12 protein-coding genes and 8 pseudogenes are annotated in these 15,031 nt (G+C 37.3%); 14 read left to right on the forward strand and 6 right to left on the reverse strand.

Translation table 11 applies throughout. The features are described from left to right. Positions 1-9: 9 nt before the first annotated feature. From M0696_RS09405 to M0696_RS09430, 6 genes and pseudogenes are all read left to right on the forward strand, one after another. A complete protein-coding gene (locus M0696_RS09405) occupies positions 10-1,275 on the forward strand; it encodes a methionine gamma-lyase family protein (protein ID WP_222142879.1) in 1,266 nt (421 codons plus the stop codon). Between the two features lie 109 nt (positions 1,276-1,384). Further along, a complete protein-coding gene (glnR, locus tag M0696_RS09410; protein ID WP_003238341.1) occupies positions 1,385-1,792 on the forward strand; it encodes a transcriptional repressor GlnR in 408 nt (135 codons plus the stop codon). Positions 1,793-1,849: 57 nt separating this feature from the next. Next, on the forward strand, positions 1,850-3,184 hold the full coding sequence (gene glnA / locus M0696_RS09415) for a type I glutamate--ammonia ligase (RefSeq protein WP_166852585.1): 1,335 nt from the start codon (positions 1,850-1,852) through the stop codon (positions 3,182-3,184). 324 nt (positions 3,185-3,508) lie between these two features. After that, positions 3,509-4,798, forward strand: a complete 1,290-nt coding sequence (locus M0696_RS09420; protein ID WP_222142880.1) for a Na+/H+ antiporter NhaC family protein — start codon at positions 3,509-3,511, stop codon at positions 4,796-4,798. Positions 4,799-4,920: 122 nt separating this feature from the next. Continuing rightward, positions 4,921-5,076 (forward strand): annotated as a pseudogene (locus tag M0696_RS09425) (YolD-like family protein); the annotation flags it as partial. Continuing rightward, a pseudogene (locus M0696_RS09430) lies at positions 5,069-5,872 on the forward strand (Y-family DNA polymerase); the annotation flags it as partial. The pseudogenes M0696_RS09425 and M0696_RS09430, both read left to right, overlap by 8 nt. Positions 5,873-5,885: 13 nt before the next feature. Here the strand turns inward: M0696_RS09430 and M0696_RS09435 are convergent. Beyond that, positions 5,886-6,098, reverse strand: a pseudogene (locus M0696_RS09435) (hypothetical protein); the annotation flags it as partial. Between the two features lie 174 nt (positions 6,099-6,272). Between M0696_RS09435 and M0696_RS09440 the strand changes: the two are divergent. Together M0696_RS09440 and M0696_RS09445 are read left to right on the forward strand one after the other, a co-directional pair. Beyond that, a complete protein-coding gene (locus M0696_RS09440) occupies positions 6,273-6,512 on the forward strand; it encodes a YqcI/YcgG family protein (RefSeq protein ID WP_282707832.1) in 240 nt (79 codons plus the stop codon). A gap of 632 nt (positions 6,513-7,144) precedes the next feature. Beyond that, positions 7,145-7,615 carry a hypothetical protein gene (locus M0696_RS09445; RefSeq protein WP_166852578.1) on the forward strand — a complete coding sequence of 157 codons (471 nt, stop codon included), beginning with the start codon at positions 7,145-7,147 and terminating at the stop codon, positions 7,613-7,615. Positions 7,616-7,723: 108 nt separating this feature from the next. Here M0696_RS09445 and M0696_RS21130 read toward each other — a convergent pair. Next, a pseudogene (locus M0696_RS21130) lies at positions 7,724-7,798 on the reverse strand (hypothetical protein); the annotation flags it as partial. Positions 7,799-7,958: 160 nt separating this feature from the next. Here M0696_RS21130 and M0696_RS09450 point away from each other — a divergent pair. After that, on the forward strand, positions 7,959-8,444 hold the full coding sequence (locus M0696_RS09450) for a hypothetical protein (protein ID WP_222142881.1): 486 nt from the start codon (positions 7,959-7,961) through the stop codon (positions 8,442-8,444). A 592-nt stretch (positions 8,445-9,036) separates the two neighbouring features. After that, positions 9,037-9,291: pseudogene (locus M0696_RS09455) on the forward strand (DNA polymerase); the annotation flags it as partial. A gap of 187 nt (positions 9,292-9,478) precedes the next feature. Here M0696_RS09455 and bglS read toward each other — a convergent pair. Beyond that, entirely contained in the window at positions 9,479-10,198 is a 720-nt protein-coding gene (bglS, locus tag M0696_RS09460; protein ID WP_222142882.1) for a beta-glucanase, read from the reverse strand. 89 nt (positions 10,199-10,287) lie between these two features. On the opposite strand from bglS, the pseudogene M0696_RS09465 reads away from it, so the two are divergent. Then, positions 10,288-10,464 (forward strand): annotated as a pseudogene (locus M0696_RS09465) (DNA polymerase); the annotation flags it as partial. Between the two features lie 41 nt (positions 10,465-10,505). Here the strand turns inward: M0696_RS09465 and M0696_RS09470 are convergent. The 3 genes and pseudogenes from M0696_RS09470 to M0696_RS09480 form a co-directional block, all read right to left on the reverse strand. Next, positions 10,506-10,790: an aspartate phosphatase gene (locus tag M0696_RS09470; RefSeq protein ID WP_248602714.1), complete on the reverse strand. Its 285-nt coding sequence runs from the start codon at positions 10,788-10,790 to the stop codon at positions 10,506-10,508. 80 nt (positions 10,791-10,870) lie between these two features. Further along, positions 10,871-11,122: a YoqO family protein gene (locus tag M0696_RS09475; protein ID WP_222142883.1), complete on the reverse strand. Its 252-nt coding sequence runs from the start codon at positions 11,120-11,122 to the stop codon at positions 10,871-10,873. A 278-nt stretch (positions 11,123-11,400) separates the two neighbouring features. Beyond that, positions 11,401-11,651: pseudogene (locus M0696_RS09480) on the reverse strand (ATP-dependent DNA ligase); the annotation flags it as partial. 317 nt (positions 11,652-11,968) lie between these two features. On the opposite strand from M0696_RS09480, the gene xynA reads away from it, so the two are divergent. The 3 genes and pseudogenes from xynA to M0696_RS09490 all read left to right on the forward strand — a co-directional run bounded on the left by xynA (position 11,969) and on the right by M0696_RS09490 (position 15,019). Next, entirely contained in the window at positions 11,969-12,610 is a 642-nt protein-coding gene (xynA, locus tag M0696_RS09485) for an endo-1,4-beta-xylanase XynA (protein WP_222142884.1), read from the forward strand. Positions 12,611-12,853: 243 nt separating this feature from the next. Beyond that, positions 12,854-13,034, forward strand: a pseudogene (locus M0696_RS21060) (hypothetical protein); the annotation flags it as partial. A gap of 593 nt (positions 13,035-13,627) precedes the next feature. Continuing rightward, positions 13,628-15,019: an MFS transporter gene (locus M0696_RS09490; RefSeq protein WP_248602715.1), complete on the forward strand. Its 1,392-nt coding sequence runs from the start codon at positions 13,628-13,630 to the stop codon at positions 15,017-15,019. The last annotated feature ends 12 nt before the right edge of the window (positions 15,020-15,031 follow it).

The raw sequence follows: 15,031 nt of genomic DNA on the forward strand, positions 1-15,031 counted from the left end.
ATATAAAGCATGTTTGACACATTAACACACGGAGAATTATTGAAAAAAACGGCAATGGAAGTGGAAGCGGATATTGCCGGCGTTCATAAAAAAATAGAAGTAACCAGCGAACGCAATGAATGGAGAGTGCTTGAAAGCTATAGAAAACACAAAGTAAGCGACACTCATTTCACGCCGTCTACAGGATACGGCTATGATGATATCGGAAGAGATACGCTTGAAAGCATTTATGCGGATGTGTTTGGCGGAGAAGCAGGGCTTGTAAGGCCGCAAATTATCTCGGGCACGCATGCTATCTCGATTGCCTTGTTCGGTGTACTCAGACCGGGGGACGAGCTTCTTTATATAACGGGCAAGCCATACGATACGCTAGAAGAAATTGTAGGGGTCAGAGGCGGAGAAAACGCTGGATCATTAAAGGATTTTCAAATCGGCTACAATGCCGTTGATCTGACGGAAGACGGAAAAATAGACTATGATGCAGTCGCCGCTGCGATTAATCCGAAGACGAAAGTAATCGGCATTCAGCGCTCAAAAGGATATGCGAATCGTCCTTCTTTCTTAATTAGTGAAATAAAAGAAATGATCCGTTTTGTAAAAGAAATCAATGAAAACCTGATCGTCTTTGTGGACAACTGTTACGGAGAATTTGTGGAGGAGCTGGAACCTTGCCATGTCGGAGCCGATCTGATGGCGGGATCTCTCATTAAAAATCCCGGCGGCGGTCTTGCGAAAACAGGAGGCTATCTCGTCGGAAAAGCGAAATGGATTGAAGCTTGCTCATATCGTATGACGTCACCTGGCATCGGCAGAGAAGCAGGAGCATCTCTTTACTCGCTCCAAGAAATGTATCAAGGCTTCTTTTTGGCGCCTCACGTTGTGTCACAAAGCTTAAAAGGAGCGGTGTTTACCGCAAGATTCCTTGAAAAACTGGGCTTTACTTCAAACCCGAAATGGGATACGAAAAGAACAGATTTGATCCAATCCGTTGAGTTTTCTGACAGGGAAAAGATGATTGCCTTTTGCCAGGCCATTCAATATGCATCGCCGATCAATGCGCACGTGACGCCTTATCCGGCCTATATGCCGGGATACGAAGACGATGTCATTATGGCGGCTGGCACATTTATTCAAGGAGCAAGCATCGAATTATCAGCAGATGGCCCTATCCGTCCACCATACGTAGCGTATGTTCAAGGTGGATTAACCTATTCGCATGTGAAGAATGCCATATGCAGTGCGGTGAATTTACTAATGGAAAAGCAATTAATTTAAATTTTTTAAAAATTTCACTGAATTTGATGTTAAGAATCCTTACATCGTATTGACACAAAATATAACATCACCTATAATGAAACTAAGTTAAGAAAAGGAGGAAATTGAGATGAGTGATAATATTCGCCGCTCAATGCCTTTATTTCCAATAGGAATTGTCATGCAGTTAACTGAGTTATCAGCAAGACAAATTCGATATTATGAGGAGAATGGACTGATATTTCCAGCCAGAAGCGAAGGGAATAGACGATTATTTTCATTTCATGATGTAGATAAACTGTTAGAAATCAAGCACCTGATAGAACAAGGTGTAAACATGGCAGGAATTAAACAAATTCTGGCGAAAGCGGAAGCCGAGCCGGAGCAAAAACAAAACGAGAAGACGAAAAAACCAATGAAACATGATCTGTCCGATGACGAACTGAGACAGCTCCTGAAAAACGAGCTCATGCAAGCCGGCCGTTTTCAAAGAGGGAATACATTCCGTCAAGGCGATATGTCCCGCTTCTTTCATTAATCCGTTAGCAACTGTTTTGCTATATACATTTACCTTTTAGAGGAGGAGTTTTACGAAATGGCAAAGTACACTAGAGAAGATATCGTAAAATTAGTAAAAGAAGAAAACGTGAAGTATATCCGTCTTCAATTTACCGACATTCTTGGAACAATCAAGAATGTTGAAATTCCTGTAAGCCAGCTTGAAAAAGCGCTTGATAATAAAGTCATGTTTGACGGTTCTTCTATTGAAGGATTCGTTCGCATCGAAGAGTCAGACATGTACCTGTATCCAGATCTGAATACATTTGTTATCTTCCCATGGACAGCTGAAAAAGGTAAAGTAGCACGTTTCATCTGTGATATCTACAATCCGGATGGCACACCTTTCGAAGGTGACCCGCGAAACAACTTAAAACGGATTCTGAAAGAAATGGAAGACCTCGGCTTCAGTGATTTCAACCTTGGGCCTGAGCCTGAATTCTTCTTATTCAAATTAGACGAAAAAGGCGAGCCGACGCTTGAACTAAACGACAAAGGCGGATATTTCGACTTAGCTCCAACTGACTTGGGAGAAAACTGCCGCCGTGATATCGTTCTTGAGCTTGAAGAGATGGGCTTTGAAATCGAAGCGTCTCACCACGAAGTAGCGCCTGGCCAGCACGAAATCGACTTTAAATATGCTGGCGCGGTCCGCTCTTGTGACGACATCCAAACGTTTAAACTGGTTGTCAAAACAATTGCCCGCAAACACGGTCTGCATGCGACATTTATGCCAAAACCGTTGTTCGGTGTGAACGGTTCCGGTATGCACTGCAATCTATCACTCTTCAAAGATGGCGTTAACTCATTCTATGACCAAAACGCAGATCTTCAGTTAAGTGAAACAGCGAAGCATTTCATTGCAGGTATCGTGAAACACGCAACAAGCTTTACAGCAGTAACAAACCCGACAGTAAACTCTTACAAACGTCTTGTTCCAGGCTATGAAGCACCTTGCTACGTAGCATGGAGTGCGCAAAACAGAAGCCCGCTTATCCGTATCCCGGCTTCCCGCGGCATCAGCACACGTGTTGAAGTACGGAGCGTAGATCCAGCTGCTAACCCGTACCTTGCACTTAGCGTATTGCTTGCTGCAGGCTTAGACGGAATCAAAAACAAACTAGAAGCGCCAGCTCCAATCGACCGCAACATCTACGTCATGAGCAAAGAAGAGCGCATGGAAAACGGAATCGTTGACCTTCCAGCAACACTTGCGGAAGCGCTAGAAGAATTCAAATCAAACGAAGTCATGGTCAAAGCGCTAGGCGAGCACCTATTCGAACACTTCATCGAAGCAAAAGAAATCGAATGGGATATGTTCCGCACGCAAGTACATCCTTGGGAACGCGAACAGTATATGTCTCAGTATTAATCTTTCAATCCCTTGTCACTATTGGTGTCAAGGGATTTTTTGATTTGATAGAATGTGAAACTAGCATTTGAAAGGTGTTTTTTGTAAATACTTCTCATTTCTCTGAAATTTCACTGTGAAAGTGTTATTTGAATATGTAACCTTCCAAATAATGAGAGTATTTTTTCTCTCCTTGAAAAATTCTTCTTTCTTTTCTGTTATTAATTTAATAATTACTAGACTATTTTTTCCGCTTGACTTTTTTACTGTAGCCTTTTAAAGTATGGAATGTTGCTTAGACTATGTTTAACGACTTTGATACTGAAATTAGAGGTGGCTACTTAGATGAAACAAAATGGAAATCCCTGGGCGCTATTGCCGCTATTTTTATTTGTAGGTCTTTTTGTCGGCTCTGGTGTAATGACTGGAGATTTCTATAAATTGCCGATACTGATTGCGGCTATTATAGCATCAGCTTTCGCGCTTTTATTTAACCAAAAGCAATCGCTCAATCAGAAAATAGAATGGTTTGCTTCCGGTGCGGGACAACCTGATATTATTATTATGGTTATCATTTTTATAATAGCAGGGGCTTTTGCTTCTGCAGCTGAGGCGATGGGAGCGGTAAATTCAACCGTCAACCTTGCTTTGAGCATTATTCCGCATCAGTTTATACTGCCAGGGCTTTTTATCATTTCTTGTTTTATTTCTGTTTCGATGGGAACATCAACGGGAACTATCGCGGCAGTTACTCCAATTAGCGCCAGTTTGAGCGGAGAAATTGGCTTGCCCACTGCAATTACTATTGCAGCTGTTGTGGGCGGAGCTATGTTTGGAGATAATCTTTCTTTTATTTCGGACACCACCATCGCGGCAGTACGGTCACAAAAAACACAAATGATAGATAAATTTAAAACAAATTTTTTGATTGTTTTGCCCGCTGCTATCATAACTGTCATTTTATTATTTTTAATACCGACAGGACACGTAGGACATACCGGAGCTGAATCTTATAGCTGGTTTAAAGTACTTCCTTATGTTGCCGTGTTAGTCTTTGCGTTAATTGGATTTAATGTAGTGGCTGTCATTTTCTGCGGATTGATCTTAACAGGAATAATAGGGTTTGCAAGCGGCAGCTTGACGCTTGATTCTTATTTTAAAGCAATTACGGATGGGATTGCAGGAATGTCTGAGCTTATCATCCTTTCAATGTTAATTGGCGGAATGGTCGGCGTCATGAAACATAACGGAGGGATTGACTTTTTAATGGGATTCATTTCCAAAAGAATCCATTCGAAAAAGGGTGCTGAAGCTGGTATTGCCGGATTGGTCAGCGTTACTAACCTAGCTACTGCCAATAATACAATTGCTATTATAGCAGCTGGGCCAATTGCCAAAAATATCTCTGATGAATTTAAAATCGACAATAGAAAGTCAGCAAGTATCTTAGATATCTTTTCCTGCGTAATACAAGGCTTAATTCCTTATGGCGCGCAGATGTTATCGGCAGGGAAGTTTGGACAAGTATCACCTGTCAGCATCGTCCATTACTCTTACTATCCTGTTTTAATCGGGATCTGCGGCATCATAGCAATTATATTCGGTCTGCCAAAATTCACGAGAAATTCAAAATAAAGTTAATAAATAGGTACCATATGGTACCTATTTATTAATGTCTTTCATAATTATGATACACATCTACAATGTTGAGGGCTTAGTGGGTGTATAACGTGAGATTCAAGTCCTCTCGGCCGCAACAATCCAAACTCTTTAACAATGAATTCGTGAAAAATATCGCCGGCAGAGTCCATTACATTAATTTTGAACAACAAAAGCTTCACGTAAAAGACCAGAATGACAATACAGTTTATATCAACATGAATAACATAATAGAAGTTACATACAATGATTGATTACTCACAATTTCCACGTAAGAATATACTTTGTGTCGATATGAAATCCTTTTATGCTTCTGTATCAGCTGTAACAATGGGGCTTAATCCTTTAACATGCTATCTTGCTGTTGTAGGGAATACGGAGAGACAGGGAAGTGTAGTGTTAGCTGCATCTCCTGCACTTAAAAAAGATTTTGGAATCAAAACAGGGTCGGGACTATTCGAGATACCTGAAGATCCACGAATACACATTGTAAATCCGCAAAACTTTTCATCAGAGTTTCAACTGAGATTACAAAGCTGTTTTACAGATTTGTTCCTGGAAAATGTATTCATACGTATTCAATTGATGAATCTTTTTTAGATGCAGGAAAAGAAAATCCTGAAGAAATGTCCAAAGCAATTCAAAGCAGCATGTGGAGAGAGTTTGGTTTGATGTGCACAGTAGGTATTGGAGACAATATGTTGTTAAGTAAGCTTGCACTTGACCTGGAGAGTAAGATAACGAAAAGTGTATTGCACGTTGGAGATATGAAGATGTGTCAAATAAACTCTGGAAGATTTACCCTTTGTCTAAAATGTGGGGGATAGGATGGAGGATGGAAAGAAACCTGAAACGAATGGGGATATCAACTTGGTCGGACAATCAACCTGGGAATTGGTTGATGAGCTTGGTGGCGGATTTTATCGATCCAAAACAATTGATCTTCCTACAAATATCACGATGGATATTTATAGATGCTGTTTGATGCTTTTTAATTACTCGGGTAAGACTGTGAGAAGTATTTCAGTCACGTTATCAAATATTGAGGACTTGCATCATTAGACTATCGCAAAAGTGTTGTATAGGTGTTTGTCCTGTTAATAATTAGGCACTGTTCCGTAACACTTCTGTGAAGCGCAGTACCAGCAGATGTATAAGAAACTGCTCTCAGAATCGCTTTTGATCCATATTTACTTCTAATCCCATCCATCACAAATCCGAGTTTCCTTCTCTTTTCATTATCCACTTCAAATAAACTCAACTGCTGATTAACATCTACAAATCCATACCTGAGGTGCCCAAGTGAAAAAGATTGAGTAGCTGGAATACATGGAAAAAGATGTTCTTTATCTTTCATTTTGTTACTAAAAGCATTCAGTGCATCCTTTTGCCAAGGTAAAAGACATGCTTGGGCAGCTGCTTCAATTCCTTTAATTAAGTTTGTCATACGATAGCCTCACGTCGGGTTCTTCAAGAATTTAATAAGAACGAAAAATACGCTAAAAAGATTAAAGAACAAGTAAGAAAAAGAATTAATAAATATGATACCATTTCCATTCATCCTGCTTTAAACAGTTACGGGAATGTAGATAATCACGAATGGAAACAGTATTTTCTAAGAGATAGTGATACTGAACTACCTAATTGTCCATTCTTAAGAAGCTTAACTGACAAAGAAAATAGAAAATAGTTTAATAAATCATTCAATTCGTCATAAATACCTATACCCTCATCCAAAATGCGCACCTGTAGCAAAAAGCAGCGCGCTTTTTTGATGAGGCATCTTAGTCATCTAAAAAACAACCATTTTACACACAATGAAGACAAATTTAAATGGAAGAATTAATGTTAGATAGATGATAAAGTCCAGTAGGTATAAATTGAACGAAGATATAAATAGATGGGTTTTAAATATAACTAGCTTTCTTGGTCATAGTGACATGAACGTATCAGTACGGCCTTTGCATCTGTTCAGTTACTCGTATGACTATTCTTCGCTGTAATTATTGTTCCAAAGAACACCTTAAACTTTGTAATGGGATATGAAATTTACTTATTTGGCATTTCGTTTGCTTTAATCTTTTGGGTCCGGGACTCAGTTTTTCTCGACAAGGCAATGACAGCAATTGAATTTAAGTAAAATGAGCATCATAACATCTTCCCCTTATTAAATAAACAACTACCCTCTAAATTCCAATTCGTATTATAATTGAAAAAAGGGGTAGGGGTATATTTACTATAAGGTGAATTTGAGAAATTAAGAAACGTCAAGGAGCAGTTGATTCTTAAATCATTATTGACCAATAATGGGGGATGTCAAAAATGAAATTGTATAATGAATTTATAAATATAGCTAAAACTCTTAATAAAGAGTTAGACATTATTCCATTGTTATATGGATCTTTAGGTCTGGAAAAGGTAACTGGCTTGGACTTTTCCCCAGAAGATATTGATATCCTTATTCCTTTAATCTTTTTAGGGGAAAAGTGGGAAAAACTAAAAAAACTTATGGAACTGCAAGGATACAAAATGGTTAATTTACACGAGCATGAATTTAGGAAAGCGAATACTAAGTTAGGCATAGCTTATATAGAGGATTTAAAACCATTTGCAGATGTAGACTATAATAGCCTAGAGGTTTTTGAAGATGGTGGAGCGAAATATCATTTGTTAACTATTGAGGATTACCTCAAGGTTTATAATAAGTCTTTTTTAGATGGCTATAGAAGAACAAAGAAGAATCATAAAGACCAAAGTAAAATTAACATATTGAAAAAACTAATACAGAATTAATTTCTAATATTCTCTTTTGTTCCAACAATAAACTTATGTTTGTAGCAATGTTCTAAGATGCTTCCATGTAGGCATCTTAGAAGTCGCCCTTCTCTGAGATACCAGGAATACACTCGTTAAAAAATCAATTTTAACAATCGATTGGTCAGCAATGCCAGCCTAATCTTCATAAAATGATTTTATGTATTGGCATTCCTGAAAACTCGCTTTCTAATCAGTTTTGAATACATCCCGAATATAAAATATCCTGTACATAACATAGTTGGTATAACAGCCAGCATAGGACAGAGAGTTCATTCTTTCTGGCGTTTAGTTTCGCTTTAAACTGTAAGGAGGACAACATGTGTGGAAAGCTTTAAGACTTATATTCAAGAAACAGAAAAATCAAAGACCAATCGCTGATGGCTATTTGCATATTCTAGAGAAGGATATAAATCTAGAATTAAAACAAAACATATATGCCTTGGAAGGCTTAGGAGAAGTAGTAGCAGAAAAACTGCAACGTAAATACACAGATGTTTTTGGAAGTCAGGGCAAACGTAACCTAAGCATCAAAATTTGTAGAGACATAGATGGAGATGTGTTAAGTGATTTAACAGCTGAGAGGTGCTTGGAAAAAGAATACCGTTCCCAAATAACAATTAATTATGGAACTGTGACAGCCTATGATGAAGATTTAGACACTTTTACAATTGATTTATGGTATTACTACGGTGGATTTAAAGGAACCGGTAGGGGAACATTATTTGATGTAAAGAACAATGATCTAGAGAAAGAAATTGAAGAGATGCTAATATATTTACTATATGACAAACAATCTGAAAAATAAAAAGAAAGCTTCAAAGGGATTTCAAATTACTGTTACAGCTTTTGTCCTTACACTGCTACTACTGATTTTTTTATTTGGATGAGATATCTTAAATGACGAAAATACAATGTAAGTTCTGTTTTTAGTGAATAGGAAAGCCCGAAGAGAGCCTGGGTTAGTACATGTATTTTTTCTTAGTTTTATTAAAACTCAAACTCATTATTTTTAGATCAAATCTTTTCTCAATCCTTAATTTAGCGAGAAGGTGGGGATGATCACCTGAATGCTACTAATATTTGCTGTATTTAAGTAACCAGAAAATCTATTAACCTTTCCCAAAAAGTCTCCGGCCTAGTTTCACATTTGTGATACTAGATGTTCCTTTGTATCTGTAATAATAACAGCCCGATTAGGATTAAACGGTACATCTTTAGAGCTCATATTGAGTACAACAGCGTGAACGTCATCCTGCTTATTAGAGTCAAGTGATTATGCATCGTCATTTGGCTGAATTACAGAATATCAACTTCGGCTATAGAAAGATTTATAATGCCTATTTTAAATGGCTTTGATGGTGTGTCTGAATCTGGGATATTTATCAATATTACTTTACTTGATACTGTTTGATAAGTTCTATACAGACAAAACAGCGAGAAGTATTTCAGTTACTTTATCCAATATTGAGGAGGATGTTAATCAGCAGTTAAGCCTGTATGAAAAAGACAATGAAAAAAAGAGAAAGCTTAGATTTGTAATGGGCGGGATGAGAAATAAGTACGGTTCAAAGGCGATATTAAGGGCTGCTTTTTATACGCCTGCAGGGACGGCAATATATAGAGCTGGCCTTACTGGTGAAAATAAGTCATAACAAAAAGCGACTAAAAATATAATCGTTTTTTGTTATTATTTAGTTAAGAAACCAATTCAATAAATTTAAAAATAGAATTGTTTCTTTAATTTGCTCTTCAGTTTTACTATAGGGAATGCCAACAACTTCACATTACAATCATAAGAGCCAGGCTATATCGGGGGTAGCAGGCTCTTAACATCTGACATTATTTTTTTGTATAACGCACCCAGTCGTAATGAGTGTATAGCGGTGTTACACCATTGTAGGAACCGAGCCATTCATCTACACCCGTACCATTCCACAAGTTCATCATGATTTTTCCTGGTGTTGTCGGAATTTGGCTTGTAGCAGTATGTTTTAATTGCCCATCGACATACCATTTAATAGAGTTTGGCTGCCAATCGAACGCATACGTATGATAGGTATTGGCTGCATCAAATCCGAGATCCACAATCTTCTCATGGTTTCCTACACCATTTGTATAATAGTTAAATTGAACCTTTGTTGTGTCTTTTCCTAAAAATTCGATATCAATCTCATCCCAAGGAGTTCCATCCGTTGGACCTGTATAAGTGAAGAACGATGAAACGATGCCTATGTTTTTAGCTGGTTTCATTCTGACTTCATAAAGTCCATAGTGATATGTTTGAACAGAGCGGTTTTCTCCGCAGTCAAACTTATTATAAGATGGACTTGTTAGCGCCAAACGCATTTCACCTAATGACGTCATTGATATGTTATTCGCACGCCAAGTACAGTTAAACATATTTCCATTAGAATAACCATTTGCTTTTTGCCATAATCCGGAGTTATAGCTGTTATAAGGGTCAAAAAACGATCCACCTGTTTGAGCCGAGGCAGTAGAAGTGACTGCAGACAAACTCATAAACAATATAGTGACAAGAAGCAACAACACTCGTTTCATACGATACCCTCCTTTGAAAGTGCATTCTTTAACGATCATACATGATTCTTTAAAAAGGGAACATCGGTCAAAATAATGATAATAACGATTCTATTGAAGATGACTCTAGTCAGAAAATAAGCCTGTTTGAAAAAAGAAAGCTTGGATTCGTTATGGTTGGAATTAGAAGTAAATACGAATCGACAGCGCTTCTGAGAGCAGTTTCTTATACTCCTGCAGGAACTGCGCTTCACAGAGCCGGACTTACTGGGAGACATAAATCATAAAAATAACCCCCTTCAAAATTTGAAGGGGAAATGATACAGATTTAAGAAGTATGACCTCTACTAGCAATTTCAAATGAATGTCCATCAGTGAAATAACCAACACTTGCTGTATGTCCTCTGCGTGCTTCTTGGACATCTTTTTGAGTGTTAGTTAAATAAATGCTTACAAATCCAATTAAAACAATGGCTAAAATAAAGACAGATGCATGTTTAAGTTTTATAAAGACAATCCCCTCTCTGAATTTGGTTGCGGGCATAAAGCACTTTCTCATAATAAGCAACAGCCACTTTATGGTCTTCTTTTTCATTGTAATACTTCGCTGCATCTGCTGCTAAATCCTCCGCGTCTGAAAACATTGACTTTAATTCTAAATAATTTAGAATCGAATTTAATTTTCCTTTGTCGTTATTTACTATTTACGCTGTGGCTATCAAAGTAATCACCGGTCAAGGAAAGGAGTTGATAAATACCTAGCATTAGAGTTATAAAGATTGCTCCTAATGCTATTAGAGATTTTTTAGAGAAATCCTTAGCATGTTCAAAATTATAAATTATTAGAAATATAAATAGACAAGCCATAGCAATCTCGTGAGTCAACCAACCACTTACTGAAAACCCTTGCACAATTAAAGGGGAGTTTCTCAAGATGATACTCACTTAACTTAAAATCGTGATGTTATTTAGATTTCAAGGAGCTGAAAAATGAACTCTCTTTTATATGACATTCATATGGCTGCTTTCATTAATAAAGGTGAAATGAGATTTGTCAAAATAAAACATTGATTCAACAGGGAGCAACAAATTGATCCATGGACTAAATTTTCATTTGGTTTTAATTGCTTGGCACTAAGGAGTGATGTAACGGAGAGATTATACTCTCCAGGATTCAAAGGAAGGCATGCGATTTTTACCGTGCTTAGTCTTAAAACTGTGCTGGCCAAGGCAAAGTAAGCTAGTGTTCGTTTCCTTGAATCCTTCGATAACAAAGACATTTGGATGATTCAGTTCAAGTGAATTTAAAACTGTCTTACGCTCAGCGAGCGGCTTAGCTGCTATTGACTGACCGTCTTTATAGATAACATTTGAAGACACAGTAAACAACCTTATGAGCTGATTTTATGGACACGAAACGTTCCATTACAGCTTCAAAGTCAGGAGCGCCACCTGGGGCAGCTAAAATGACTTCACACTCTCTAATGTATATCTCCTTTATATGGAATGGTTCAAATGGGGATTAACGCAGATATTACTCCATCAGATTTAGAAACAAGAATTACGATTCTACGAAAAAAGGATTAGGTTAGTGAAACAAGATTACCTATAATGTAATTTTTGGGTCCTTGTAATTAAATTACAAATATATGTAATATTCACTCGTGAACTCATGGTATTATATTGAAGGGGACGATCAAAAGCTTTGGGGGGTAGTAATTAAGAATGTTTTAAATATATACGAGTGCTACCTCATGTCAAAGTCAGAAAAAATATTATAGGAGGTAACAAATGTTTAAGTTTAAAAAGAATATCTTAGTTGGGTTAACAGCAGCTTTAATGAGTATTAGCTTGTTTTCCGCAACCGCCTCTGCAGCTAGCACAGACTACTGGCAAAATTGGACGGATGGAGGCGGAACAGTAAACGCTGTTAATGGGTCTGGCGGGAATTACAGTGTGAATTGGTCTAATACCGGAAATTTCGTTGTTGGTAAAGGTTGGACTATAGGTTCCCCATTCAGGACAATAAACTATAATGCCGGAGTTTGGGCGCCGAATGGCAATGGATATTTGACTTTATATGGTTGGACGCGATCACCTCTCATAGAATATTATGTAGTGGATTCATGGGGGACTTATAGACCTACTGGAACGTATAAAGGTACGGTTTACAGTGATGGGGGTACATATGACGTATATACAACTACACGTTATAATGCACCTTCCATTGATGGCGATAAAACTACTTTTACGCAGTACTGGAGTGTTCGCCAGTCGAAGAGACCAACTGGAAGCAACGCTACAATCACTTTCAGTAATCACGTTAACGCATGGAAGAGATATGGAATGAATCTGGGTAGTAATTGGTCTTACCAAGTCTTAGCGACAGAGGGATATCAAAGTAGTGGAAGTTCTAACGTAACAGTGTGGTAACAGATCATCTTTAATCAGGGGTAGCTAACGGGTTGCTGATCCTTGAGAAATCAATAATCATTGTAATTGTGAGTTAGTAAGAGGTGACGGTCTCTTAGTTGAAATTCCAATATATGCCTTAGTGATGGTTAAAGGTTGTTTTCTACTAGGCGAACGGCCTTGGCATTGCTGGAGGTAGGGTATTCTCCCTCAGGTTTATAACTTTCCCTATAAATTTAATGGAGTCGTATTAAAATGAGAATGCTTGAAGATTTAAAGCCATTTGCATTGTAGACTATTGAGGATGATGGAGCGAAATATCATTTGCTAACTATTGATGATTATCTTAAGTTTATAATAGTCTTTATTAGATGGTTATAGAAGAATAAAGAAGAATCATAAAGATCAAAGTAAAATTAGCATATTGAATAAACTAATACAGAATGAATTTCTGTATTCTCTTTTGTTCATTTTTAAAACAAAGTGTAAGAAAATAACAACATGGAATTTGCTTGGATTTAATTTATTATAAAGATAAATATCACAGTTATTAAATTCTCATCAGTCACACCATTCTTACTCTAAATTAAAAGGAGTGGGCGTTATTTCTGATTCTTAAATATTGGCACACTGAGTATACAGAAAGAAGTCAAAAATCAATATTTATTTTACCCCTTGTTTAAATTCTCTGAAAAAATGTATTGAAATAGTCAAAAGGATTATATAATATTAAGTCAAGTTAGTTTGTCTAAGCAACAAACTAAATGGATGAACTTTTATTGTCCATAAGATTTAGGCTTAAACAAATATGGATAAAGGGGGGATGAGAGGCTTGATTTTTCCAGACATATAAGGTATGGCGAAAAAAGATGAATTTCCTGCTTGCTGATTATCATTTAAATGATGAAAATACTCTTTGGAAGTAAACCACTATAATCTTTTACGCTTTTTTGAAAGCGTTTTCTTCCTGTGCGTTTGAGGAAATTTTCATATCGTTTCCCATTGTTCCATATTAAAGGATTGAAAAGGGGAGAAATCATGCTCGGTGAAAATGTAAAGAAGATTAGCATGGTTGAAAAAGTTGGATATGCGTCTGGAGATTTTGCATGCAATTTAATTTATGCAACAGTGTCTACTTATCTTTTGTTCTTCTATACAGATATATTTGGTTTACCGGCAGCAACAGCTGGTACTATGTTTTTAGTGGTTAGAATAATCGATGCTCTCGCTGATCCTTTTATTGGAACAATAGTTGACAGAACGAATAGCAGGTTTGGGCGCTTTAGACCGTATCTCTTATTCGGAGCATTTCCATTTGTCGTACTGGCAATACTCTGTTTTACAACCCCGGATTTTTCGGATATGGGGAAATTAATATATGCCTATTTGACCTATGTTGGCTTGTCACTTACATACACAACGATAAACGTTCCATATGGCGCGTTAACTTCTGCAATGACCAGAAATAATCAAGAAGTTGTTAGTATAACATCTGTGCGTATGTTATTTGCCAATCTTGGGGGACTTGTCGTTGCATTTTTTGTTCCCTTACTGGCTGCTTATTTAAGCGATACTTCCGGCAACGAATCTCTTGGCTGGCAACTAACCATGGGTATTTTGGGAATGATAGGCGGGTGCCTTTTAATCTTTTGTTTTAAAAGCACAAAAGAGCGTGTCACTCTTCAAAAATCTGAAGAGAAAATTAAATTTTCGGATATATTTGAGCAATTTCGTGTTAATCGTCCACTTGTTGTATTAAGTATATTCTTTATTATTATTTTTGGAGTGAATTCAATCAGTAATTCGGTGGGCATTTATTACGTAACGTATAATTTAGAAAGAGAGGATTTGGTGAAGTGGTACGGTTTGATAGGAAGTTTGCCCGCTTTGGTCATTTTACCGTTTATTCCGAGGCTTCATCAATTATTGGGGAAGAAGAAATTACTAAACTACGCATTATTACTGAATATGATCGGCCTCTTAGCTTTACTGTTTGTTCCGCCAAATCATGTATACCTCATACTTTTCTTTCGGTTAATCGCTGCTGCTGGAAGTCTCACTGCCGGCGGATATATGTGGGCGCTCATTCCTGAAACAATAGAATATGGGGAGTACAGGACTGGGAAAAGAATGGGTGGGCTCATATATGCTATTATCGGATTTTTCTTTAAATTTGGCATGGCCTTGGGAGGGATTGTCCCGGGGTTGGTTCTAGATAAGTTTGGATATGTGGCAAATCAGGCACAAACTCCGGAGGCATTAACTGGAATCTTAATTACAACAACCATTATTCCCGTGTTCTTGCTGGCTCTAGCTTTAATTGATATTCACTTTTATAACTTAGATGAGCAAAAATATAGAAACATGGTTAGAGAATTAGAGAAAAGAGACAAAGTTTATTTGGATCATATTGATGATTTCAAAGCTTAAAAAAGAAAATAA

It is taken from the genome of Bacillus rugosus (genome assembly GCF_023238245.1).
GTDB classification, from domain to species: Bacteria; Bacillota; Bacilli; order Bacillales; family Bacillaceae; genus Bacillus; species Bacillus rugosus.